This is a genomic window from Streptomyces sp. NPDC052721 (genome assembly GCF_040678315.1).
Classification (GTDB): Bacteria; Actinomycetota; Actinomycetes; order Streptomycetales; family Streptomycetaceae; genus Streptomyces.
Genome location: NZ_JBFATL010000026.1, coordinates 1 through 24,702 on the forward strand (window position 1 = coordinate 1; position 24,702 = coordinate 24,702).

The 24,702-nt window shown below is 72.1% G+C and carries 19 protein-coding genes and 1 pseudogene; 15 read left to right on the forward strand and 5 right to left on the reverse strand.

The window, feature by feature from the left end; genetic code table 11:
• Nucleotides 1-171 (reverse strand): annotated as a pseudogene (locus AB0L21_RS23735) (chitinase); the annotation flags it as partial.
• 229 nt (nt 172-400) lie between these two features.
• Between AB0L21_RS23735 and AB0L21_RS23740 the strand changes: the two are divergent.
• The 4 genes from AB0L21_RS23740 (at nt 401) to AB0L21_RS23755 (ending at nt 4,014) form a co-directional block, all read left to right on the forward strand.
• Nucleotides 401-1,237, forward strand: coding sequence for an SDR family oxidoreductase (locus AB0L21_RS23740; RefSeq protein ID WP_365709463.1), 837 nt, complete (start codon nt 401-403; stop codon nt 1,235-1,237).
• A gap of 193 nt (nt 1,238-1,430) precedes the next feature.
• Nucleotides 1,431-2,960: a tRNA (N6-isopentenyl adenosine(37)-C2)-methylthiotransferase MiaB gene (miaB, locus tag AB0L21_RS23745; RefSeq protein WP_356122499.1), complete on the forward strand. Its 1,530-nt coding sequence runs from the start codon at nt 1,431-1,433 to the stop codon at nt 2,958-2,960.
• Between the two features lie 36 nt (nt 2,961-2,996).
• Nucleotides 2,997-3,266, forward strand: coding sequence for a hypothetical protein (locus AB0L21_RS23750; protein WP_365709459.1), 270 nt, complete (start codon nt 2,997-2,999; stop codon nt 3,264-3,266).
• Between the two features lie 34 nt (nt 3,267-3,300).
• Nucleotides 3,301-4,014: a class III extradiol dioxygenase subunit B-like domain-containing protein gene (locus AB0L21_RS23755; RefSeq protein WP_365786230.1), complete on the forward strand. Its 714-nt coding sequence runs from the start codon at nt 3,301-3,303 to the stop codon at nt 4,012-4,014.
• A gap of 263 nt (nt 4,015-4,277) precedes the next feature.
• On the opposite strand, the gene AB0L21_RS23760 is transcribed toward AB0L21_RS23755, so the two are convergent.
• Both AB0L21_RS23760 and AB0L21_RS23765 read right to left on the reverse strand, forming a co-directional pair.
• Nucleotides 4,278-4,565 carry an antitoxin gene (locus AB0L21_RS23760; protein WP_365709455.1) on the reverse strand — a complete coding sequence of 96 codons (288 nt, stop codon included), beginning with the start codon at nt 4,563-4,565 and terminating at the stop codon, nt 4,278-4,280.
• A gap of 24 nt (nt 4,566-4,589) precedes the next feature.
• Nucleotides 4,590-4,883 carry a hypothetical protein gene (locus AB0L21_RS23765; RefSeq protein ID WP_365709453.1) on the reverse strand — a complete coding sequence of 98 codons (294 nt, stop codon included), beginning with the start codon at nt 4,881-4,883 and terminating at the stop codon, nt 4,590-4,592.
• A gap of 182 nt (nt 4,884-5,065) precedes the next feature.
• Between AB0L21_RS23765 and miaA the strand changes: the two genes are divergently transcribed.
• The 6 genes from miaA (at nt 5,066) to hflX (ending at nt 13,834) form a co-directional block, all read left to right on the forward strand.
• On the forward strand, nt 5,066-6,004 hold the full coding sequence (gene miaA / locus AB0L21_RS23770; protein WP_365709451.1) for a tRNA (adenosine(37)-N6)-dimethylallyltransferase MiaA: 939 nt from the start codon (nt 5,066-5,068) through the stop codon (nt 6,002-6,004).
• A 461-nt stretch (nt 6,005-6,465) separates the two neighbouring features.
• A complete protein-coding gene (locus AB0L21_RS23775; protein ID WP_365786322.1) occupies nt 6,466-7,005 on the forward strand; it encodes a hypothetical protein in 540 nt (179 codons plus the stop codon).
• Between the two features lie 46 nt (nt 7,006-7,051).
• Nucleotides 7,052-7,921 (forward strand): diaminopimelate epimerase, encoded by an 870-nt coding sequence (gene dapF / locus AB0L21_RS23780; RefSeq protein ID WP_365705582.1) that lies wholly within the window; start codon nt 7,052-7,054, stop codon nt 7,919-7,921.
• 186 nt (nt 7,922-8,107) lie between these two features.
• The gene (locus AB0L21_RS23785; RefSeq protein ID WP_365786232.1) at nt 8,108-10,504 is read left to right on the forward strand and encodes an HD domain-containing protein; all 2,397 of its coding nucleotides are present in this window, start codon (nt 8,108-8,110) and stop codon (nt 10,502-10,504) included.
• 106 nt (nt 10,505-10,610) lie between these two features.
• The gene (locus AB0L21_RS23790) at nt 10,611-12,134 is read left to right on the forward strand and encodes a M1 family metallopeptidase (RefSeq protein WP_365786234.1); all 1,524 of its coding nucleotides are present in this window, start codon (nt 10,611-10,613) and stop codon (nt 12,132-12,134) included.
• Nucleotides 12,135-12,343: 209 nt separating this feature from the next.
• Complete coding sequence (gene hflX / locus AB0L21_RS23795; protein ID WP_365705589.1) at nt 12,344-13,834, forward strand: GTPase HflX; 1,491 nt, start codon at nt 12,344-12,346, stop codon at nt 13,832-13,834.
• A gap of 67 nt (nt 13,835-13,901) precedes the next feature.
• Here hflX and AB0L21_RS23800 read toward each other — a convergent pair whose 3' ends face one another.
• Nucleotides 13,902-15,119 carry a hypothetical protein gene (locus AB0L21_RS23800; protein WP_365786236.1) on the reverse strand — a complete coding sequence of 406 codons (1,218 nt, stop codon included), beginning with the start codon at nt 15,117-15,119 and terminating at the stop codon, nt 13,902-13,904.
• A 503-nt stretch (nt 15,120-15,622) separates the two neighbouring features.
• On the opposite strand from AB0L21_RS23800, the gene AB0L21_RS23805 reads away from it, so the two are divergent.
• From AB0L21_RS23805 to AB0L21_RS23820, 4 genes are all read left to right on the forward strand, one after another.
• Nucleotides 15,623-17,137, forward strand: a complete 1,515-nt coding sequence (locus AB0L21_RS23805; protein WP_365786238.1) for a diaminobutyrate--2-oxoglutarate transaminase family protein — start codon at nt 15,623-15,625, stop codon at nt 17,135-17,137.
• Between the two features lie 220 nt (nt 17,138-17,357).
• Nucleotides 17,358-19,370 (forward strand): IucA/IucC family protein, encoded by a 2,013-nt coding sequence (locus AB0L21_RS23810; protein ID WP_365786240.1) that lies wholly within the window; start codon nt 17,358-17,360, stop codon nt 19,368-19,370.
• A 109-nt stretch (nt 19,371-19,479) separates the two neighbouring features.
• Nucleotides 19,480-20,250: a GNAT family N-acetyltransferase gene (locus tag AB0L21_RS23815; RefSeq protein WP_365786242.1), complete on the forward strand. Its 771-nt coding sequence runs from the start codon at nt 19,480-19,482 to the stop codon at nt 20,248-20,250.
• A 269-nt stretch (nt 20,251-20,519) separates the two neighbouring features.
• A complete protein-coding gene (locus AB0L21_RS23820) occupies nt 20,520-22,511 on the forward strand; it encodes an ATP-dependent DNA helicase (RefSeq protein WP_365786244.1) in 1,992 nt (663 codons plus the stop codon).
• 171 nt (nt 22,512-22,682) lie between these two features.
• Here AB0L21_RS23820 and lexA read toward each other — a convergent pair whose 3' ends face one another.
• On the reverse strand, nt 22,683-23,462 hold the full coding sequence (gene lexA, locus AB0L21_RS23825) for a transcriptional repressor LexA (protein WP_358936707.1): 780 nt from the start codon (nt 23,460-23,462) through the stop codon (nt 22,683-22,685).
• A 562-nt stretch (nt 23,463-24,024) separates the two neighbouring features.
• Here lexA and nrdR point away from each other — a divergent pair.
• On the forward strand, nt 24,025-24,576 hold the full coding sequence (gene nrdR / locus AB0L21_RS23830) for a transcriptional regulator NrdR (RefSeq protein WP_365705603.1): 552 nt from the start codon (nt 24,025-24,027) through the stop codon (nt 24,574-24,576).
• Nucleotides 24,577-24,702 lie beyond the last annotated feature (126 nt).

Below are 24,702 nucleotides of genomic sequence, written 5' to 3' on the forward strand. Positions count from 1 at the left end.
GCCGTCGGCGGAGCCGGCCCCGGCGACGTCGAGGCACTTGCCGGCGAGGCCGGTGATCGTGCCGGTGGCGGCCTGCGCGGGGGAGGCGGCGAACAGCCCGGTGGACAGGGTGAGAGCGGCGACCGCCAGCGCGGCGGACGCGGACGCGGGGAAGGTCCTGGCTCTGGGCATGGTGGGGGCACCCTTTCGTGGGGTGGGGTGGTCGCCCGGCGAAACTAGAGGTACAGACCACTTCCGTCAAGGTGTGAAGTAAGAAGTGAGGGAAGGGAGTTGCCGCACCCGCGACCGGCGCGGACGCTGGCCGGAAGTCGGCACCCGCCGCAGCGGTGGGTCCTAAGCTCGGTAGCGCTTGACGATCTCGGTGATTCTCGGTGATCTCGGTGAAGGGGCCTGAACTGCAGTGGAGGACAAGCGCGTTGTCGTCGTGACCGGCGGCGGCTCGGGCATCGGGCAGGCCACGGCCCGGCTGCTGGCGGAGGCGGGTCACCAGGTGGTCGTCTCCGGCCGCCGGGCCGAACCCCTGGAGCGCCTCGCGCGGGAGACGGGCGCGCTGGCGCATCCGTCCGACGTCGGGGACCCCGACGCGGCCGAGGGACTGGTCCAGACGGCCCTGGCCGCGTACGGCCGGCTCGACGGGCTGGTGCTGAACGCGGGCATCGGGCGCGGCGGAGCCGTGGGCGACATGTCGCTGCGGGACTGGGACGAGGTGATGCGCACCAACGTGACCGGTCCGCTCCTCCTGCTGCGCGCCGCGATCCCGCACCTGCTGGAGTCCCGGGGAGCGGTGGTCGCCGTCGCTTCGGTGTCCGCGCTGCGCAACGGCACGAGCAACGCGCCGTACGCCACCTCCAAGGCCGCCCTGCTCCAGCTGTGCCGTTCCGTCGCCGTCGACTACGGGCGTCAGGGGGTGCGGGCCAACATCGTGTGCCCCGGGTGGGTGCGCACCGAGATGGCCGACCGGCGCATGGCGCGCTTCGCCGCGGAGGCGGGACTGCCGGGCGGCGGGGTGGAGGCCGCCTACGCGGAGGCCACCAGGCTGCTGCCGCAGGGGCGCCCGGGTGAGCCGCGGGAGGTGGCCGAGGCGATCGGCTGGCTGCTGTCCCCGGCGGCGTCGTACGTCAACGGCGCGGTGCTCACCGTGGACGGCGGCGCGACGGCCCTCGATCCCGGAACACTCGCCTTCGACTACCGGATCGCACCCCGCAGCGGCGAGACCGGCTCCGACGCTCCCCACTGACCAGGCTTCGGAACGGCTGGGGCCGGTCTTCAGCGCGGGTACGGGGCACGGAGACCGATCTCGTCCAGGGGTTCGCGGACACCGTACGGGAGCTCGTCGCGGACACCGCGCCGGAATGCCGAGGAGACCACCCCTGAGGCCGCCGGCCGGCAGGGTAGCGGTTGCCCCCTTCGGGACCGCCTACCCTTGACGCATGACCAGCAGCAGCGACCGGAGCCCGGCAGTGGACGTTCAAGGATCCAAGAGTTACGAAATCCGCACCTACGGGTGCCAGATGAACGTCCACGATTCCGAGCGATTGGCCGGGCTGCTCGAAGAGGCCGGGTACGTGCGGGCCCCCGAGGGCTCGGACGGCGACGCCGACGTTGTCGTCTTCAACACCTGCGCGGTCCGCGAGAACGCCGACAACCGGCTCTACGGCAACCTCGGCCGGCTCGCGCCGAAGAAGGCCTCGCGCCCCGGGATGCAGATCGCGGTCGGTGGCTGTCTCGCGCAGAAGGACCGGGACACCATCGTGAAGAAGGCGCCCTGGGTGGACGTCGTCTTCGGCACGCACAACATCGGCAAGCTGCCCGTCCTGCTGGAGCGCGCCCGCGTCCAGGAGGAGGCGCAGGTCGAGATCGCCGAGTCCCTGGAGGCCTTCCCCTCCACGCTGCCGACCCGCCGCGAGAGCGCCTACGCGGCCTGGGTGTCGATCTCCGTCGGCTGCAACAACACCTGCACCTTCTGCATCGTCCCGGCCCTGCGCGGCAAGGAGAAGGACCGCCGCCCCGGCGACATCCTCGCGGAGATCGAGGCGCTGGTCGGCGAGGGTGTCTCCGAGATCACACTGCTCGGCCAGAACGTCAACGCCTACGGATCCGACATCGGCGACCGCGAGGCCTTCAGCAAGCTGCTGCGCGCCTGCGGCACCATCGAGGGCCTGGAGCGGGTCCGCTTCACCTCCCCCCACCCGCGCGACTTCACCGACGACGTCATCGCCGCCATGGCCGAGACGCCGAACGTGATGCCGCAGCTGCACATGCCGCTCCAGTCCGGCTCGGACACGGTCCTGAAGGCGATGCGCCGCTCGTACCGCCAGGAGCGCTACCTGGGGATCATCGAGAAGGTGCGGGCCGCCATCCCGCACGCGGCGATCACCACCGACATCATCGTGGGCTTCCCCGGCGAGACCGAGGAGGACTTCGAGCAGACGCTGCACGTCGTCCGTGAGGCCCGCTTCGCGCAGGCCTTCACCTTCCAGTACTCCAAGCGTCCCGGCACCCCGGCCGCGACCATGGAGAACCAGATCCCCAAGGAGGTCGTCCAGGAGCGCTACGAGCGGCTGGTCGCCCTCCAGGAGGAGATCTCCTGGGAGGAGAACAAGAAGCAGGTCGGCCGCACGCTGGAGCTGATGGTCGCGGAAGGCGAGGGCCGCAAGGACGGCGCCACCCACCGTCTCTCCGGCCGCGCCCCCGACAACCGCCTCGTCCACTTCACCAAGCCGGACCAGGAGGTGCGCCCCGGCGACGTCGTCACCGTCGAGGTCACGTACGCCGCCCCGCACCACCTCCTCGCCGAGGGGCCCGTCCTCGGCGTGCGCCGCACGCGCGCGGGGGACGCCTGGGAGAAGCGCACCGCCGCGGCGGCCGCCAAGCCGGCCGGCGTCATGCTCGGTCTGCCGAAGATCGGCGTCCCGGCGCCGCTGCCGGCGACCACCGGAAGCGCCTGCGGCTGCGACTGAGGTCCTGGCACACTGCGGGGCGGGAAGGAGCACCACGTGTTGCCGTACAGCGTCGAGTTCACCGAGCGGGCCGCCCGCGTACGTGACAGCCTGCCCGCCGACCGGCGGGACGTGCTGGAGCGGGGACTGGCCATCCTGGTGACCGACCCCCGGCACAAGCTCTCCCACCCCGTCGGTGGCGACGAGGCGACCCGGGAGATCGCGCTCTCCCGCAACCTCTTCGTCGAGTACGTGATCAGCGACGGCAAGCTGGTGGTGCTCGTCCTGACGGTGATCGACCTGACGGACGTGCTGATCGAGGAGTGACACGCGCCCCGCTCGCGGGGTTACGCTGCCGATCATGCTTGTCGCCGCCGCAATCTGCCCCTGCCCACCACTGCTCGTGCCCGAGGTCGCCGCGGGTGCCGCACCGGAACTGGACGCCGCCCGCGCGGCCTGCACGGACGCGCTCGGCGTGCTCGCCGCCGCCCGCCCCGACCTGCTGGTGGTCGTCGGCACCGCCGAGGAGAGCGGACGCGGCCCGTTCCCGCAGGGCACCCCGGGCACCTTCCGCGGATTCGGGGTCGACCTGGACGTACGCCTGGGGCCGGCCGGTCACCCCGCCCCGGAGCGCCGGCTGCCGGCCTCGCTGGCCGTCGGCGCCTGGCTGCTGGAGCGGACCGGCTGGTCCGATGCCCCCATCGAGGGACTCGGCGTCGCGGACACGCTGGAGCCGGAGCGGTGCGCCGAGACCGGACGGGAGCTGGCCGGCCGGGCCGGCCGGGTGGCCCTGCTGGTGATGGGGGACGGCAGCGCCTGCCGCACGCTCAAGGCGCCGGGCTACCTGGACGAGCGGGCGGCCCCCTTCGACGCGGACGCCGCCCGGGCACTCGGCGCGGCGGACCTGGCCGCCCTGCGGGCACTGGACCCCGCCCTGGCCCACGAACTGAAGGCCGCCGGCCGCGCGCCCTGGCAGATCCTGGCCGGCGCGGCCGAGAACGCGAACCTCAGCGGAGCACTGCTGTACGAGGACGCGCCGTACGGCGTGGGGTACATGGTCGCGACCTGGTCCTGAGCCCGGGCCGAGGGGGCTGGGCGGCCGTACGACTGCTGCACGCGCGCCTGCGGGCGCTGGGCGTGCTGGGTGCGCGGGTCACGGCCCCGCCTCCTGCGCGCTGACGTACGGTCCGCTTGCGCGGGAGCGGGGCTGATCCAGGGCGCCGTCACCGCGCGGGCAGGCGGAACCCCGGCTCTCGGGGGACACCGCACGCCGCCGGGGCGCCCCGCAGGTCACGGGACGCCCCGGGCGCGTAGTCACCAGGAACGACCGTCGGCTCCTCATGAAGCCGGTGGCGGGCCCTCCGGGTGGGTCGGACGGGTCGGGGTCATCGGGTCGTGGGGCGCCGCCTCGGGGCCGCTCTTGTGCGCGAGGCGGTCCATCGCCTCCTTGGCCTTGCCCGTGCCCGCCTGGATCTTGTCGCTGTACTTGCCCTTGGTCCGCTCGTCGACGGCTTTCGCGGCCTTGTCGATCCCGTGCTGGACCTTGTCCCCGTGCTGCCGCGCGAGGTCCGACACCTTGTCCTTGGCCGGGCCCAGCTTGGCCTTCATGTTGTCCAACAGACCCATGGTCCACCTTCCCTCGCGGGACAGTTACCTGCGGGCGTCCTCGCCGGCCTCGCTGTCGGCGGCCTCGCCTGCGGACTGCTGCCGGGGGATCCCGGCACCCTCGGACGCGTCGTCCGTACCGGAGTCCGAGCGCACGGTCACGTCCTCGTGTCCGTCACCGGACGCGTCCTTCGCCTCCGCCGAACCGGTTCCCCTCGACTCCGCCGTCTCCGCCTGCTCCGCCTCGGTTTCGTCCGGCTCCGTGTCGGCGCTCACCGCCGTGGCCGGCGCCTCCGGAGTCGCCTTCGATCGGCCGAGAAGCCGTGCAAACACGCCCATATCCACTCCATACGGTACTCGTGCGGGCGAATTCCCGCGTCACCCGGTGCGTAAGGTTGCTCCGCCCGGGTCACCGCCCCCGGCGGCCCGGCGTGCGGTACCTCGCACGGGCAACGACCCGGGACGTACACCGTCACGTAACTCGTTCGAGACCTCACCGGGAGGTTTGCGAGACTGGTGCGGTGAGCAGTGCACCCCCCGCCCCCCGCGTCATCGCCGTCGTCGGACCCACCGCGGCCGGAAAGTCCGATCTCGGCGTCTTCCTGGCCCAGCAGCTCGGCGGCGAGATCGTCAACGCCGACTCCATGCAGCTGTACCGAGGGATGGACATCGGTACCGCCAAGCTGACGCGCGAGGAGCGCGGCGGCATCCCGCACCATCTGCTGGACATCTGGGACGTGACGGTCACCGCGTCGGTCGCCGAGTACCAGAAGCTGGCCCGCGCGCGGATCGACGCACTGCTCGCCGAGGGCCGCTGGCCCATCCTGGTCGGCGGATCCGGTCTGTACGTCCGGGGCGCCGTCGACAACCTGGAGTTCCCCGGCACCGACCCGGAGGTCCGGGCCCGCCTGGAGGAGGAGCTGGCGCTGCGCGGCTCGGGTGCGCTGCACGCCCGTCTGGCCGCCGCCGACCCCGAGGCCGCCCGCGCGATCCTGCCGAGCAACGGCCGCCGTATCGTCCGCGCCCTGGAAGTGATCGAGATCACCGGCCAGCCCTTCACGGCCAACCTGCCCGGTCACGACTCCGTCTACGACACCGTCCAGATCGGGGTCGACGTGGCTCGTCCGGAACTGGACGACCGCATCGCGCGTCGGGTCGACCGCATGTGGGAGGCGGGCCTCGTGGAGGAGGTGCGCACACTGGAGGCGCAGGGCCTGCGCGAGGGGCGCACGGCGTCGCGCGCGCTCGGCTACCAGCAGGTGCTCGCGGCACTCGCCGGGGAGTGCACCGAAGCGGAAGCGCGGGCCGAGACCGTCCGTGCCACCAAGCGCTTCGCGCGCCGTCAGGATTCATGGTTCAGGCGCGATCCCCGGGTGCACTGGTTGAGTGGGGCCGCGGAGGATCGCCGGGAACTTCCGCAGCAGGCCCTGGCGTTGGTCGAACGACCGGTTACAGCCTGATCACGTCATGGCATCGGGATGCGCCGCCGGTCATCGCGGCCTCGGGCGCCGTGCCATCATCGAGCTTCGATCGACCAAGTGGAGCCTAGTTGGGAGGGCGCGTGGCGATGGAGGCCGGCCCTCGCGACACCGCACGAAGCACCGAGCACGTCACCACAGAGGGTGACGATCCCCGCCGGGGCGGCCCGCGTCCTGACGGGGACCGCCCACGGGTGAACGGACTCGCCGACAGCCGTCCGCGCGAGAACGGCGTGCTCGACGCCGCTGTCCCCGACGACGGCCTCTGCGAGGACCGTCTGACGGAAACCGGTCTGTCGGGCGACCGGCTCGCCGAGGACCGGCTCTCTGGCGATCACCTTGCCGGGGAGCGTCGCACCAAGGTCCGCCTGTCCGAGGCCGGCCAGTACGACGACCGCGTGTCCGAGGCCGACCTCCCCGGTGACCGTCGCTCCGAGACCGGCCTGTCCGGCGACGGTCTCTCCGGGGACCGCCGCACCGAGGACCGCTCGACCGGAAAAGGCCTCTCCGACGACCGTCCGTCCGAGACCGGCCTCTCCGAGGACCGCTTCTCCGAGGACCCTCTCGCCGATGACGGCCCCGACGACCCCGTGGGCGGTGTGACCGCCGACGGACCGGCGCCCGAGGAGATGTACCCGAGCGGGCCGGAGGTCGAGGTCGAACTGCGCCCGCAGCGCCGGCTGCGCATCTGGCAGCTCGCCCCCATCGTGGGCCTGGCCGCCATCGGCTCCCTGATGTTCGCCTTCCCGCTCGCCTTCGACTTCGGCGACAGCGGCGCGGTCATCGCCATGCTCGGCCTGCTGATCTGCTCCTGCGCGGCGGGCTGGGGCATGATGGCCGCCCGCCGGGTGGGCTACACCTGGCCGGGACTGCCCCCGCGCGGCTCCGGCCGCCGCCCCGACTGGCGGGTGGTGCTCGGGTACGTGCTCCTGGTGGTCGTGGTCGTCGTGCTCGCGGTGTGGCGCGTCGCGCGCCTGCGCTAGACCCGCGGAGGCGGGCACTGTCGTACCCACCCCGTACGATCGAGGAATGAGCACACGGATCGCCTTCCTCAAGGGGCATGGCACCGAGAACGACTTCGTGATCGTCCCGGACCCCGAGAACGCCCTCGACCTGTCCCCGGCCGCCGTCGCCGCCCTGTGCGACCGCCGGGCGGGCATCGGAGGCGACGGCGTGCTGCACGTCGTACGGTCCGCGGCTCACCCGGAGGCCCAGGGGATGGCCGCCGAGGCCGAGTGGTTCATGGACTACCGCAACGGCGACGGCTCGGTCGCCGAGATGTGCGGCAACGGCGTCCGTGTGTTCGCGCGCTACCTCCAGCACGCCGGGCATGTGGCCGAAGGCGACCTCGCGATCGCCACGCGCGCGGGCGTGAAGACCGTCCACATCGCGAAGGACGGTGACATCACCGTCGGCATGGGCCGCGCCCGCCTCCCCGAGGGGCAGGTCACGGTCACCGTCGGTGAGCGCAGCTGGCCCGCGCGCAACGTGAACATGGGTAACCCGCACGCGGTGGCCTTCGTGGCCGACCTGGCGCACGCCGGCGACCTGTACACCGCGCCGCCGGTCAGCCCGGCGGCCACCTATCCGGACGGTGTGAACGTCGAGTTCGTGGTCGACCGCGGCGCCCGCCACGTCGCCATGCGCGTGCACGAGCGCGGCTCCGGCGAGACCCGCTCGTGCGGCACGGGCGCGTGCGCCGTCGCCGTGGCCACCGCCCGGCGGGACGGCACCGACCCGGCCGTCACCGGCACCCCGGCGACGTACACCGTCGACGTGCCCGGAGGCCGTCTCGTCATCACCGAGCGGCCCGACGGCGAGATCGAGATGACCGGCCCCGCCGTGATCGTCGCCGAGGGCGAGATCGACGCCGAGTGGCTGGCTCACGCGTTCGGCTGACCCGCGACGCTAAACCTCGTTTCCGTCGCTCGAATGGGTGATCCGTTTCACGCTCGGCGAGAGGCGGTCTGTCGCACGTGGTGGCCTCGATAGCATCAAGCACCGGCACGGACGGGGGAACGTCGCCAACCCTGAGCCGCGTACGCCCTGGGGCCCCGTCCGCCGGTCCACGAGCCGGAGGTGCCCATGAGTGCGGAGGCCACGAATCCTGCGACCGCTGGCCCGGTAGCGCCCCCAGCGCCACAAGCGCTCACAGCGTCCGTGGCGCCCGCGGCGGCGCGCAGAAAGTCCCGGCCCCGGATCGATCTGCGCCGACTGGGCCGGGCCGCGCTGCTCGGCCCAGCCGCCCGCGGCAAACTGCCCGACGCGATCAGCCATGTCGTGGAGGCGCACCGCGCCCACCACCCCGACGCCGACCTCGAACCCCTGCGCCGCGCCTACGTCCTGGCGGAGTCCTCGCACCGCGGTCAGATGCGCAAGAGCGGTGAGCCGTACATCACGCACCCCCTCGCCGTGACCCTCATCCTCGCCGAACTCGGCGCAGAGACCACCACGTTGACGGCCTCTCTGCTGCACGACACGGTCGAGGACACCGAGGTGACGCTGGACCAGGTACGGGAACAGTTCGGCGAGGAGGTTCGTTATCTGGTCGACGGCGTCACGAAACTGGAGAAGGTCGACTACGGAGCCGCCGCCGAGCCGGAGACCTTCCGCAAAATGCTCGTCGCCACCGGCAACGACGTGCGCGTGATGTCGATCAAACTCGCCGACCGCCTGCACAACATGCGCACCCTCGGGGTGATGCGCCCCGAGAAACAGGAGCGGATCGCCAAGGTCACCCGTGACGTTCTCATCCCGCTCGCCGAACGCCTCGGCGTGCAGGCCCTGAAGACCGAGCTGGAGGACCTGGTCTTCGCGATCCTCCACCCCGAGGAGTACGAGCACACCAGAGAACTCATCGCCGAGAACGCCGCCCGCCCCGGCGACCCCCTCGCCGAGGTCGCCGACGAGGTGCGCGGGGTGCTGCGCGAGTCCGGGATCCCGGCCGAAGTCCTCATCCGCCCCCGGCACTTCGTCTCCGTCCACCGCGTGGCCCGCAAACGCGGACAGCTGCGCGGCACCGACTTCGGCCGCCTGCTGGTGCTGGTGAACGAGGACGCGGACTGTTACGGCGTCCTCGGTGAACTGCACACGTGCATGACGCCGGTGGTCTCGGAGTTCAAGGACTTCATCGCCGTACCGAAGTTCAACCTCTACCAGTCCCTGCACACCGCCGTCGCCCGACCCGACGGCCAGGTGGTCGAAGTCCTCATCCGCACCCACCAGATGCACAAGGTCGCGGAGGCCGGTGTCGTGGCCCTCGGCAACCCGTACGCGCCTGCCGCCGACACCCCCCCGTCCGACGCCTCCACGGGGAACGCTTCCACGGCCCACGGCGCCGCCTCCGACGCACCGGCCGACGGTGAGCGCGTCGACCCCACCCGCCCCGGCTGGCTCTCCCGCCTCCTCGACTGGCAGCAGGCCGCCCCCGACCCCGACACCTTCTGGTCCACCCTGCGCGAGGACCTCGCCCAGGACCGCGAGATCACCGTCTACCGCCCCGACGGCGGCGCGCTCGGCCTGCCCGAGGGCGCCACCTGCGTGGACGCCGCCTACGCGCAGTACGGCGAGGACGCGCACGCCTGCATCGGCGCCCGCGTCAACGGCCGGCTGGCCACCCTCAGCACGGTCCTGCGCGACGGCGACACGGTCCAGCTCCTGATGGGCCAGGACCCGGCCTCCGAACCCTCCCGCGAGTGGCTGGAGCACGCGCACACCCCGGCCGCCCGCATCGCCATCCAGCGCTGGCTGGCGACCCACCCCGCCGGCGGCACCGACCCGGCGGACCCGGACACGCCGGGCGACAGCCGCGCCGAGGCCGTGCGGGCCGCCGCCGGGCCCACCGCCGAGCCCCGCACGGCGTCGGCACGGGCCGGGGAGGCCCTTCCGGCCGGCCCCGAGGCCACCACCGGCCGCTCCGCAGCCGCCACCACCGCCCGCCCCGCAGATCCCTCCGCCCCCCGCCCCCCGGCTGCCCCGGGCGCTGCGCCGGCGTCTCCCGCCGACGGCGCCCCCGCCGCGCGCCTCCGGCGCGCCGACGTCCTCGTGGACCGGCCCGGTGCCGCCGTACGGCTCGCCGGGTGCTGCACGCCCGTACCGCCGGACGAGATCACCGGGTTCGCGGTGCGCGGGGGAGTGGTGACCGTGCACCGCGTGGAGTGCACGGCGGTGGCGCACATGAAGAGCAGGGGGCGCGCGGAGATCGACGTGCGCTGGGGGGACACCGCCGAGTGCCGGGTCACCCTGGTCGCTGAATCGTTCGGCCGCCCCCATCTCCTCGCCGACCTCACCGAGGCGATCGCCCTGCAAGGCGTTGAGATCGTCTCCGCCACGGTCGAACCGCCCAGCCAGCAGCGGGTGCGCCACACCTACACCCTCCAGCTGCCCGACGCGGCCCACCTCCCGGCCCTGATGCGCGCCATGCGGGACGTACCGGGGGTGTACGACGTGAGGAGGGCGCAGCACCAGCCACGGGCGTCCTGACGACGGCGTCCACGGGCGTCCTGACGACGGCGTCCGGCTTACCCGTTCGGGTGGGCCGGTCGCGCGTCGCCGCCGCGGAGCGGGCAGCCACTGGTAGCGGTGGTCCATGCTGCTCACCCCCCGCTCCCGGCCCCGGACCGCCGGTCCCCGGACCACGCCCAAGGTGTCCCGGCACCGGAAGGCGGCCCTGCTCGCCTCCGCCGTCTCCGTCTGCCTCCTGGCCGCCGCGGCTCCGCCCGAACCGCTCGGCGTCGGCGACCGGCTGTTCCCGTACCTGGGCAACCCGGGCTACGACGTCACCTCGTACGACCTGTCCCTGACCTACCCCGGTACCAACGACAAGCCGCTCCAGGCCGTCACCACCATCGACGCCCGGACCACCGACGACCTGGAGCGCCTCAACCTCGACTTCGCGCACGGCACCGTGCGGTCGGTCGAGGTCGACGGACGTCCCGCGGACTTCACCAGCGCCGGCGAGGACCTGGTCGTCACCCCGGAGCAGCCCCTGGCCGAGGGCAGTCCGGTCCGGATCACCGTGCGCCACACCAGTGACCCCGTCTACGGCAAGGACCAGCAGGGCGGCTGGGTGCGCACCTCCGACGGCCTCGCCATGGCGAACCAGGCCGACGCCGCCCACCTGGTCTTCCCGTGCAACGACCACCCGTCCGACAAGGCGATGTTCACCTTCCGGATCACCGCGCCGAAGGGCTACACCGCCGTCGCCAACGGCCTGCCCGCCGGCGCCGACCGGGTCGGCACCACCACCACCTGGACCTACCGCACCCGGCACCCCATGGCCACCGAACTCGCCCAGGTCTCGATCGGCCGCTCGGCCGTGCTGCACCGCGAGGGACCCCATGGACTGCCCGTGCGTGACGTCGTACCCGCGAGCGACCGCAAGGCCCTCGAACCCTGGCTCGCGAAGACGCCCGACCAGATCGCCTGGATGGAGAGCAAGGTCGGCCGGTACCCGTTCGAGACGTACGGCCTGCTCATGGCCCAGGCCTCCACGGGCTTCGAACTGGAGACACAGACCCTCTCGCTCTTCGAGAAAGAGCTGTTCACCGAGCCCGCCTACCGCCGGTGGTACATCGAGTCGATCATGGTGCACGAGCTGTCCCACCAGTGGTTCGGGGACAGCGTCACCCCCCGCAGCTGGTCCGACGTCTGGCTCAACGAGGGCCACGCCACCTGGTACGAGGCGCTGTACGCCGAGGAGACGGCGCACCGGCCGCTGGAGGACCGGATGAAGACCGCCTACGGCTCCTCCGACCGCTGGCGCCGGGACGGCGGCCCGCCCGCCCGGCCCAAGCCGCCCGTCCCCGGCCAGAAGATCAGCATCTTCAGGCCCAGCGTCTACGAGGGCGCCGCCCTCGTGCTCTACGCCCTGAGGCAGGAGATCGGCCGGCCGGCCTTCGAGCGGCTGGAGCGGATCTGGGTCCGGGAGCACCGGGACGACACCGCCACCACCGCCGACTTCGTCCGGCTGGCCTCGGCCACCGCCGGCCGCGACCTGAGCGGCTTCTTCAAGGCCTGGCTGTACGGCGAGAAGACCCCGCCGATGCCCGGCCACCCGCACTGGAAGCGGTCTGCACCGGCCCAGCCCGCCCCGCCCCGTGTCCGGCGATGACCCCGTGACGCCCGGCGATAACCCGGTGACGAGACGTGCCGTACCGTGCGACCATCAAGGGGTGGGCGCGCACGGGACACGGGAATCTCCCGGGGTGGTCGTGCGTTGGACATCATGAGCGGTGCGGGCGACCGCCCGTCGTGCCGAGGCCGTGACGCCGACGCCGTGACGGCAGTCCCACCGACGTATCTCATCGACGTAAGGATCCAATGACCTCCTCTTCTTCCCCTTCCCAGGACACCAAGCGCCTCGCGCACGCCTATCCCGAGGGTCTTCGGGCCGATGCCCTGATGGAAGAGGACGTCGCCTGGAGCTACGAGATCGACGGCGATCGGGACGGCGACCAGTTCGACCGCTCCGAGCGCGCGGCCCTGCGCCGCGTGGTGGGCCTGTCCACCGAGCTGGAGGACGTCACCGAGGTCGAGTACCGCCAGCTCCGCCTGGAGCGGGTCGTGCTCGTCGGCGTGTGGACCACCGGCACGGCGCAGGACGCCGACAACTCCCTCGCGGAGCTGGCAGCTCTCGCGGAGACCGCGGGCGCGCTCGTGCTCGACGGCGTCATCCAGCGCCGCGACAAGCCCGACGCGGCCACCTACATCGGCTCCGGCAAGGCCGCCGAGCTGCGCGACATCGTCATCGAGACGGGCGCGGACACCGTCATCTGCGACGGTGAGCTGAGCCCCGGCCAGCTGATCCAGCTGGAGGACGTCGTCAAGGTCAAGGTCATCGACCGTACGGCCCTGATCCTGGACATCTTCGCCCAGCACGCCAAGTCCCGTGAGGGCAAGGCGCAGGTCGCGCTCGCGCAGATGCAGTACATGCTGCCGCGGCTGCGCGGCTGGGGCCAGTCGCTGTCCCGGCAGATGGGTGGCGGTCGCGGCGGCCTCGCCACGCGTGGCCCCGGTGAGACCAAGATCGAGACGGACCGGCGCCGGATCCGCGAGAAGATGGCCAAGATGCGCCGGGAGATCGCGGAGATGAAGACCGGCCGCGAGATCAAGCGCCAGGAGCGCCGGCGCAACAAGGTGCCCTCCGTCGCCATCGCCGGCTACACCAACGCCGGCAAGTCCTCCCTGCTCAACCGCCTCACGGGCGCCGGTGTCCTGGTCGAGAACGCGCTGTTCGCGACCCTGGACCCGACCGTCCGCCGGGCCGAGACCCCGAGCGGCCGGCTGTACACCCTGGCGGACACCGTCGGCTTCGTCCGGCACCTGCCGCACCACCTGGTCGAGGCGTTCCGCTCCACCATGGAGGAGGTCGGCGACTCCGACCTGATCCTGCACGTGGTGGACGGCTCGCACCCGAACCCGGAGGAGCAGCTCGCCGCCGTACGCGAGGTGATCCGGGACGTCGGCGCCACCGACGTGCCCGAGATCGTCGTGATCAACAAGGCGGACGCGGCCGACCCGCTGACCCTCCAGCGGCTGCTGCGGGTCGAGAAGCGCTCGATCGCCGTCTCGGCACGCACCGGCCAGGGCATCGAGGAGCTGCTCGGCCTGATCGACAACGAGCTGCCCCGCCCCTCGGTCGAGATCGAGGCGCTCGTGCCGTACACCCATGGCAAGCTGGTCGCCCGCGCCCACACCGAGGGCGAGGTGATCTCCGAGGAGCACACCGCGGAGGGCACCCTGCTCAAGGTCCGGGTGCACGAGGAGCTGGCGGCGGACCTCGCGCCGTACGTACCGGTCTCCGCGGCCTGACCACACCCCGTCACAAGGGCCCGCCACCCCACTGGGGTGACGGGCCCTCGTCATGCCCACCGCCTGCTCACCGTCCGGCGAACTGCTTGCTCACCGACTCGTACACGCTCTTGGCCACCTCACCCAGCCGGGGACCGGCCAGCCAGCCGGAACGCACCGGGCCGATGGACGTGTTCGACACCAGCGCGGGCTTGCCGTCCGCGCCCGCCTCCACCCAGCCGCCACCGGAGGAGCCACCGGTCATCGTGCAGCCGATCCGGTACATCGTCGGGTCGGACTGCTCGATGGAGAGCCGGCCCGGCTTGTCCTGGCACTGGTACAGCAGCTGACCGTCGTAGGGCGCCGCCGCCGGGTAGCCGGACGCCGTGATGCTCTTCACCTGGGGCACGGCAGGCGCGTCGAAGTTCACCGGCAGCGCCCCGCCGACGGTCTCCTCCAGCGACTTGCCGCCGCTGCCCTGCTCGGGCGTCACATGGATGACGGCGAAGTCGTACGACGCGCCGTCACCGCCCGTCTCGCCCCCCTTGCTGATCCACTGCTGCGAGGTCTTCGCCGCGTCGGCCCACCACACGCCGTACGGCGCGATCTCGGACCGGCTGGCGCTCTCCAGCTCGGCCGCCGACCTGCCCTGGTCGTTGTACGACGGCACGAAGGCGATGTTGCGGTACCAGCCGCCCTTCTTGCCGGCGTGCACACAGTGACCCGCCGTCCAGATGAGGTTGGACTTGCCCGGGTGCGCCGGGTCCGTCACCACCGTGGCGGAGCAGACCATGGTGCCGTCGGGGGCGTCGAAGAGCAGCTTGCCCGAGGTGGCCGCGCTGGTGTGGTACGGCGGGGTGACCGCGCGTGCCCGCACCGGCTGCGGCGTCGGGTCCGTCACGCCCTGGTCACCGGAGATGTCGTTGTCGTCGACGCCCTGGTCCGGGTCGTCGGCGTCACGCATCCGGTCCGGGTCCCACAGGCCCTTGATGATCGGGTTGATGAAGTCGTTGGCCTCGCGCAGCCAGTCGTCCCGGTTCCAGTTCTTCCAGGCGCCGTTCTTCCACTTGTCGATGTCGATCCCGTGTTCCTTGAGCCTCTGCCTCAGGTCGCCCGGGATCGTTATCTTGCCGTCGCCGGTACTCACCGCGGACGGCTTGCCGTCGGCGCTGTCGTCACCGTCGGCGCCGCATGCGGTGGCGGTCAGCGCCAGCACCGACACGAGGGCGACCGCCGTCAGCGAGGTGGAGGTTCGGCGACCGCTCCTCCCTCGCCGAGCGGTGAACGACGGCCGTATGGATCGCATGTTCTTGACTCCCCCTGCTGTGAAAGGAACTCGGCGCTTCGGCCCCGACACCGGCGGCGAACTCATGGAAGGTTCATGCCGGTCTCACGACCTTCTGGGAACGGCATCACACACTATGCCGTCGCCGTGGGGGAGTTCTGACGGGAGGGCAACGGTTCCGTCACAGGCTGCCTGAACAGGGAACGAGCGTCGGCCGGTCCGAGACCCGCCTCCTGGTCCACGGTGATCCGAGCCGGCCGATGGCCTGTCACCCGACGCCCTCCGCCGATCCGTCCACGGGTGGCTCCTGCCCACTGCGGCCGTGCGGCGGGACGCGCTGTCCGGTGTGGGGGCGGAGGGGCTCGTCCCCGTGCCGCCCGGCCAAGGATCTCCAGGCGAGCCCGTAACCGCCCGAACGGTCCGCTGTTGTAGCCGGTGGGGCCTGCTGCCAGTGTCCGGTCCCCGAGGATCAACTCGCCTTTGAGCAGCGGGGAGGACAGCGCGCCGTGGCCGTTACGGAGTCGATGGCTGGAGGCACGTCCGGCGAAGCGCGGGCCGTGCACGAGGGAATCCTCAGGCGCCAGTCGGCGCGTGAGTCCTCGGCACGCACCTATGCCCGGGCCCTGCCCATCGTGCCCGTCCGGGCGCGAGGACTCACCATCGAGGGCGCCGACGGCCGCCGTTACCTGGACTGCCTCTCCGGCGCCGGCACCCTCGCCCTCGGCCACAACCACCCGGTCGTGCTGGAAGCCATCCGCCGGGTCCTCGACTCGGGCGCCCCCCTCTCCGTCCTCGACCTCGCGACCCCCGTCAAGGACGCCTTCGTCACCGAGCTGTTCCGCACACTCCCGCCCGGCCTGGCCGACCGAGCCCGCGTCCAGTTCTGCGGACCGGCCGGCACCGACGCCGTCGAGGCCGCCCTCAAACTGGTCAGGACCGCGACCGGCCGCACCGGCATCCTCGCCTTCACCGGCGCCTACCACGGCATGACCGCCGGCGCCCTGGCCGCCTCCGGCGGTGCCCCCGACGTCCAGGTCGCCCGCCTGCCCTACCCGCAGGACTACCGCTGCCCCTTCGGCATCGGCGGCCCGCACGGCGCCGAACTCGCCGCCCGCTGGACCGAGTCCCTCCTCGACGACCCCCGATCCGGTGTCCCACTGCCGGCCGGGATGATCCTCGAACCCATCCAGGGCGAAGGCGGAGTGATCCCCGCTCCGGACGACTGGCTGCGCCGTATGCGCCGGCTCACGGCGGACCGGTCCATCCCGCTGATCGCCGACGAGGTCCAGACGGGAGTCGGCCGCACCGGCGCCTTCTGGGCGGTCGACCACAGCGGCGTCACCCCCGACGTCATGGTCCTGTCCAAGGCCATCGGCGGCAGCCTCCCGCTGGCCGTGATCGTCTACCGTGACGATCTCGACGTCTGGCAACCCGGCGCCCATGCCGGCACCTTCCGCGGCAACCAGCTCGCCATGGCCGCGGGCACCGCCACCCTCGCCTACGTCCGCGAGAACGCCCTCGCCGAACGCGCCGCCGCCCTCGGCTCCCGCATGCTGAACCAACTCGCCGAACTCACCCGCGCCTTCCCCTGCGTGGGAGACGTCCGAGGGCGCGGCCTCATGATCGGGGTCGAGCTGGTGAACCCGGACGCCGACCACACCGCTTCTCGCCCGGCACCCCTTGCCGGTGACGTCGGTGCCGTCGGTGACGCGGGTGGCGTTCCTGACGTCGGTGACAGTGGCATGGGCGGCATCAGTGGCACGGCGGCCCGGCCGGAGCCCACCCGCACGCCGCGCCCGGCCGCCCCCGAACTCGCCGCCGCAGTGCAGCGGGAGTGCCTCCAGCGCGGACTGATCGTCGAACTCGGCGGCCGGCACGCGTCCGTGGTCCGGCTGCTTCCGCCCCTCACGATCAGCGACGAACAGGCGACGGCCGTACTCGACCGGCTGACCGACGCGGTGGCGGCGGCCGCCCGCCACCACCCATCCCAACGCCCACACCAGCAACGCAAGCCCTGCCCGGCCCAGGGCGCGGGCTGAACACCACCCGCGCCGGACCCGGCCCCCGGCGCCGGCCTTCGCGCGCACACCGCTTTCCATCCTCGTTCAGCCCCCTTTCCGGGCATCCAGGCCGATGCCCACCGCCGACCACAACCGCAGAGCCATCCCGCCCCCACCGACCGCCGACCACGAAGGAACGGCGCCCGAGCGGACGACGGAACGAGCCCGCACCCCCTCACTCCAGCCTCAGAGGAGCGTCATGAACGCCACCCCCACCCCCGACGACCGGGGAGGCTCCGGCGCCCCGTCCTTCGCCGCACCGCTCACCGAGTCGGTCCCGCAGCAGAAGAACCGCGACACGCATCCCGTCCGGCGGACTGCTCCCGGAGCCGATCCGCTGGAGGACCCCGATCCCCGCGCCGCGGCCCAGGCCGCCGCCGTCGAGAACCTCCTGCGGTGCTGGGCCCGCGAGACCGGCCTCACCGCTCCCACAACCGGCAGCCTGCGCATTCCGCTGCCCGCCAGCGGCGCCACCCTGATCGCGCCGGTCCACCACTGGTCCCCGACGGGCTGGCACCGGTTCGGTCTCCCGCGCCTGGCCGACGCGCCCAGCACGGCGCCACCGATCGACGCCGTCGCCCTCGCGGCGCTCCTGGCGAGGGAATCCGCCACCGGGCCGGCCGACACCGACGCCCTCCCGCCCCGCACCGCCCCGGGCTCCGGTGACGGCACCAGTCCCACCAGCAGCACCAGTCCCACATGCACCGGCCCGCGTTCTGGCACCAGCGTCGGCGACCCAGCCGACGGCCCCGACCTCGTGGCCAGAGTCGCCGACTCCGTCCGCCGCACCGCGGCCTTCCTCCAGCACCGGCGCGAACACCCCGCCGACACCCCCGACCTCTTCCTCAGCGCCGAACAGGCCCTCCTGCTCGGACACCCGCTGCACCCGACCCCGAAGAGCCGGGAAGGCCTGACGGAAGCGGAAGCCGAGCGGTACTCACCGGAGGTGCGTGGCTCCTTCGCCCTGCACTGGCTGGCCGTCGCCCCCTCTCTCCTCGCGACCGAATCGGCCTGGACCGAGCGCGGCCGTCCCGTGCCCGCCGGCCATCTCGTCCGTCGCCTCGCCGGCACCGGGCTGCCGCTGCCCGACGGTTACACCGCCCTGCCACTGCACCCGTGGCAGGCCCGCGAGGTCCGACACCGTGCGCCCGTGGCCGCGCTGCTCGACTCCGGACTCCTCCGCGACCTCGGTCCCCTAGGTACTCCCTGGTATCCCACCTCCTCCGTACGCACCGTGCACCGGTCCGGTGCCCCCGCGATGCTCAAGCTCTCGCTGGCCCTGCGCATCACCAACTCCCGCCGCGAGAACCTCCGCAAGGAACTCCACCGCGGGGTCGAGGTGCACCGGCTCCTGCGTACCGGTCTCGCCCGCCAGTGGCACACCGCGCACCCCGGCTTCGACATCGTCCGCGACCCGGCCTGGCTCGCCGTCGACGGCCCGGACGGCCTGCCCGTGCCGGGACTCGACGTGGTGATCCGGCACAACCCGTTCACCCCGGCCGACGACGTCGGCTGCGTCGCCGGACTCGTCGCCCCTCGCCCGTTCCCCGAGCCGCCCGCCGGCACCGCGCCGCACCACCCCACGCGGCCCATGCGGTCCCGCCTGGCCCAACTCGTCGCACGCCTCGCCGCACGCACCGGCCGACCCGTCGGCGCCGTCGCCGTCGAGTGGTTCCTGCGCTACCTGGACCAGGTCGTTGGGCCCGTTCTCTGGCTGGACAGCGAGGCCGGCATCGCCCTCGAAGCGCACCAGCAGAACACGCTGGTCCTGCTGGACGGCGAAGGCTGGCCCGCCGGCGGCCGTTACCGCGACAACCAGGGGTACTACTTCCGCGAGTCGCGGCGAGCCGAACTGACCGCCCGGTTGCCCGGTATCGGCGAGCACAGTGACACCTTCGTCCCGGACGAGGTCACCGACGAACGCTTCGCCTACTACCTCGCCGTCAACAACGTGCTCGGTCTGATCGGTGCCTTCGGCTCCCAGCGCCTCGCCGACGAGCGGCTGCTGCTCGCGGCCTTCCGCCGCTTCCTCACCCGCCTCGCCTCGGGGCCCGCCCCGCTGCGCACCTCCCTGCCCGGCCGCCTGCTCGACTCACCCGTCCTGCGCTGCAAGGCCAACCTGCTGACCCGGCTGCACGGTCTCGACGAACTCGTCGGCCCGGTCGAGACCCAGTCCGTCTACGTCACCATCGCCAACCCCCTTCATTCGTGAGCGAAGTACCTCTGCGCACCACCTGAGCGGACCGCCCTCAGCGAGCCGCACACCGTCTCCCGCACATCCGAGGAACATGACCCACCTCGTTTCCTGAGAGGAGCGCGCCGTGCCCCCCACCGACGCGAGCGCCGGAACCGGCCCCGTCCCCGCCCACCCGGACAGCCCCGCCCCCCGCACGGCCACCGCGGGGCTCCGGAACTCTCCCTTCGGGCGGTTCACCGTCGAGGACGACGACCCGGACGGCGAGGACACGCTGGAGCTGTGCCTGCCCGCGGAGTACGTCGCCCTCTGCGCCGGGGCGACGACCGGCCTCCTCGGCCGACTCGCCACGTGGGGCCCGGTGGCGATCCCCGCCGGCTCCTTCCAGCTCATGCCTGTACGCCTTGATCAGGACCTCCCGCTCGTCCACCGCTGGATGAACGACCCCGCCGTCGCCGAGTTCTGGGAGCTGGCCGGGCCCCGGAACCGGACGGAGGACCACCTACGGGCGCAACTCCACGGCGACGGGCGCAGCGTGCCGTGCCTCGGCGTACTCGACGGCACCCCGATGAGCTACTGGGAGATCTACCGTGCGGACCTGGATCCACTGGCCCGTCACTATGCGGTCCGTCCGCACGACACCGGGATCCACCTCCTCGTCGGCGAGGCCGCCGACCGAGGGCGAGGGCTGGGATCCGCCCTGCTCCGAGCCGTGGCCGACCTCATTCTGGACCGGCGTCCCACGTGCGCACGTATCGTGGCGGAACCCGATCTTCGCAACACCCCCTCCATCGCCGCGTTCCTGAGCGCGGGCTTCCGGTTCGCGGCGGAGGTCGACCTGCCCGGCAAGCGGGCCGCCCTCATGATCCGGGACCGAGTCCTGCGCGATGTGCTGTAGCGCCTCGTGACCGTGCGCTCACAGATGGATACGAGTGGCGGATCCGTGGTGTTCCCGCGTCGAAGTAAAAGTTCGTGGGCGACCGCACCGCCCCGACGCCGGGACCGTTGCGACCCGGTGCCGACCATCAGCCCCCGTCCGCCCCAGCCCCGACGCAGAAGCCCCGGACCCGCTCCCCACCCCACCCAAGGAGCCCCGCTCGTGAGCCCTCCCTCGACCCTCGCCACGACCCCCCGTTTGTCAGTGCAGGGTCGTAGGGTGGTCGGGCTATGACGAAGCCCTCCCTCCCCGAACTCCTGCATGCCGCCGTCGCAGCCGTCGGCGGCACGGAGCGCCCCGGCCAGGTGACCATGGCCGAAGCGGTCGCCGAGGCGATCGACGACGGATCCCATCTGCTGGTCCAGGCCGGCACCGGCACCGGAAAGTCGCTCGGCTATCTCGTGCCCGCACTCGCGCACGGGGAACGGGTGGTCGTCGCGACGGCCACGCTCGCCCTGCAGCGCCAGCTCGTCGAACGGGATCTGCCGCGCACGGTCGACGCCCTGCACCCGCTGCTGCGCCGCCGCCCGGAGTTCGCGATGCTCAAGGGCAGGTCGAACTACCTGTGCCTGCACCGCTTGCACGAGGGCATGCCGCAGGACGAGGAGGAGGGGCTCTTCGACCAGTTCGAGGCCGCAGCGCCCACCAGCAAGCTGGGCCAGGATCTGCTGAGACTGCGGGACTGGGCCGACGAGACGGAGAACGGCGACCGGGACGATCTCACGCCGGGCGTCTCGGACCGTGCCTGGGCTCAGGTCTCCGTGTCGTCGCGGGAGTGCCTGGGCGCGTCGAAGTGCGCGTACGGCGCCGAGTGCTTCGCGGAGATGGCCCGTGAGCGGGCCAAGCTCGCCGAGGTGGTGGTCACGAATCACGCGCTGCTGGCCATCGACGCCATCGAGGGTGCCCCGGTGTTGCCCCAGCACGAGGTGCTGATCGTGGACGAGGCGCATGAACTTGTCTCCCGTGTCACCGGCGTCGCCACCGGCGAACTCACGCCCGGCCAGGTCAACCGCGCGGTGCGCCGTGCCGCCAAGCTGGTCAACGAGAAGGCCGCCGATCAGCTCCAGACCGCCGCCGAAGGCTTCGAGCGGCTTATGGAACTCGCGCTGCCGGGCCGCCTGGAGGAGATCCCGGAAGATCTCGCCTATGCGCTGATGGCGCTGCGGGACGCCGCCCGCACGGTGATCTCCGCGATCGGTGCGACGCGCGACAAGTCCGTCCAGGACGAGGACGCGGTCCGCAAGCAGGCGCTGGCTTCGGTGGAGACGGTGCACGACGTGGCGGAGCGGGTCGTGAACGGCTCGGAGTGGGACGTCGTCTGGTACGAGCGGCACGACCGCTTCGGCGCGTCCCTCCGTGTCGCCCCGATGTCGGTCTCCGGTCTGCTCAGGGAGAAGCTGTTCGCCGACCGGACCGTGGTCCTCACCTCGGCGACGCTCAAGCTGGGCGGCGACTTCAACGGCGTCGGCGCCTCCCTGGGGCTCGGCCCGGAGGGCGTGGAGGGCGAGGACCTGCCGAAGTGGAAGGGCGTCGACGTCGGCTCGCCCTTCGACTACCGCAAACAGGGCATCCTGTACGTCGCCAAGCATCTGGCGCGCCCCGCGCGTGACGGCGAGCGCTCCGACATGCTGGACGAGCTGACCGAGCTGATCCAGGCGGCCGGCGGGCGCACCCTCGGCCTGTTCTCGTCCATGCGGGCCGCTCAGCTCGCCGCGGAGGAGCTGCGTTCCCGGATCCCCGAGTTCCCGATCCTGCTCCAGGGCGAGGAGACGCTCGGCGAACTGATCAAGAACTTCGCGGCCGACCCGAAGACGTGTCTCTTCGGCACGCTGTCGCTGTGGCAGGGCGTCGACGTACCGGGCACCAGCTGCCAGCTGGTCGTCATGGACAAGATCCCGTTCCCGCGCCCCGACGATCCGCTGATGAGCGCACGCCAGAAGGCGGTGGAGGAGGCGGGAGGCAACGGTTTCATGGCGGTGGCCGCGACCCACGCGGCGCTGCTCATGGCCCAGGGCGCCGGCCGTCTCGTCCGGGCGTCCGGCGACCGGGGCGTGGTTGCCGTACTGGACCAGCGGCTGGCCACCGCGCGCTACGGCGGCTATCTGAAGGCGTCACTGCCGGACTTCTGGTACACCACGGACCGCAATCAGGTTCGCAAGTCGCTCGCGGCGATCGACGCGGTGGCGAAGCAGGCGGAGGCGCAGCCGGCGGCGGCCAAGTGATCGCGGGGTATCCCGACCGTCGCCGGTCGGGGTACCCCGCGATGCAATCCGGCCCCCACGTCGCCCGGAGACGTACATAAGGCCGCCGGGCATACGCAGGGCCCCGGAACCGGCGCAGGGGTTCCGGGGCCCGGTCAGGGAGCGGGCCGGCCGGCCCGCCCGCCGCGGCCGTCACACGCGGCGCAGCACGGCGACGACCTTGCCGAGGATGGTCGCGTCGTCGCCGGGGATCGGCTCGTAGGCCGCGTTGTGCGGGAGGAGCCATACGTGGCCGTCCTCGCGCTTGAAGCGCTTGACGGTGGCTTCGCCGTCGAGCATGGCGGCGACGATGTCGCCGTTCTCGGCGACCGGTTGGCGGCGGACGGTGACCCAGTCACCGTCGCAGATCGCGGCCTCGATCATCGAGTCGCCGACGACCTTGAGGACGAACAGTTCGCCGTCACCGACGAGCTGGCGGGGGAGGGGGAAGACGTCCTCGACGGACTCCTCCGCGAGGATCGGGCCACCGGCGGCGATGCGGCCGACCAGCGGGACGTACGACGCGGCGGGCTTGCCGGCGGTGTCCGTGGGCTGCACGCTGACGGCCTGGTCGGATCCGCGCACCTCGTACGCGCGCGGGCGGTGCGGGTCACGGCGCAGGAAGCCCTTGCGCTCCAGTGCCATCAGCTGATGGGCGACCGATGAGGTGCTGGAGAGGCCGACGGCCTGGCCGATCTCCCGCATCGACGGCGGGTAACCGCGCCGCTGTACGGAGTCCCTGATGACCTCGATCACCCGGCGCTGCCGGTCGGTGAGTCCGGAGCTGTCCGCCCGGATGCCTGGAGGTCGGCCCGGCAGGGAGCGCTTGTGTCCCTCGGGATTCGTGGCTTCGTTCATCGCGTGTACCGGCTCGACTCGGCCCATGGAGCGGTCCTGGGCGGTGATGGTGGCACTGTCTGCGGTGGTGGTCACGTCGGCCCCTCTCGATGGTCTCCCTGCTGGACAACGGTAGTTGCTTTCGAAAGGTTGCGCCAAACACACGTTCGAGTGAAAAAGTGCGTTTCGCCTGACGCGATCACGTGTCTGGGTGTATTGCTAACGCGACACTTGGCGGACAAAAGCGCCCATTGTTGTACTCTTCACCGCCGAGGCGTGCCGGCCTCGTGGGCCGTGCCCCAGTCTGCCATCCGGAACCCCGTAGTCCGGGATGCGGGGCCCTTTCTGTGCGGGAGTGCCACGCCTTCTCCCTGTGGCGCCCACGGTATCCCCGCAGGCGTCGCGGCGACACTGCTCGGCGCCCGCGTGTCCTCGCAGGCCGGCGGCGGCGCTCCGGGCCGCTCTTCCGGCGCGACACGCGTATCTGCCTCGCTGTGTGACCCAATCCCCACATCTAGTGGTTGGATGGCTACCGCAGCCCAGAAGTTGTGGTCCCCCGGTCTGAGACGCCTCGACGATCCCCTATGCTTAGGGCTGCTTCGCGGGGCCTGTGGGTCCTGTGATGCCGATGAGTCTGCTGTGAGGAGGGTTGGAGAACATGCACTGCCCCTTCTGCAGGCATCCCGACAGCCGTGTGGTCGACAGTCGTACGACCGACGACGGCACGTCCATCCGCAGGCGCCGCCAGTGCCCCGACTGCTCCCGTCGTTTCACGACCGTGGAGACGTGCTCGCTCATGGTGGTCAAGCGGTCCGGAGTCACCGAGCCCTTCAGTCGCACCAAGATCATCAACGGGGTGCGCAAGGCGTGCCAGGGGCGGCCGGTCACCGAGGACGCGCTCGCCCAGCTCGGCCAGCGGGTCGAGGAGGCGGTGCGTGCGACCGGAAGTGCCGAGCTGACCACCCACGACGTGGGTCTGGCCATACTCGGCCCGTTGCAGGAGCTCGACCTCGTCGCCTATCTGCGGTTCGCCTCCGTCTACCGGGCGTTCGACTCGCTCGAGGACTTCGAGGCCGCCATCGCGGAGCTGAGGGAGGCGACGGGAGACCCCGCCGCGGACGAGGAAGACGCGGGAGCGGGGAGCCAGGAAGACGAGCGCGGGCCCGGCAGGACCACTCAGGTCCCCGTGCCCGCCCGCGCCGCCGACTGACCGAAGGGCCGGAAGCCGGGAGGAGACCCGGGTTCCGGCCGGCAGGCGGCGAACGAAGACCTGTTGCGGGTGGCAGCTGAGGGCGCCCGCAACGCAAGACGGAAACACGTGCCCATGGGAACAAAT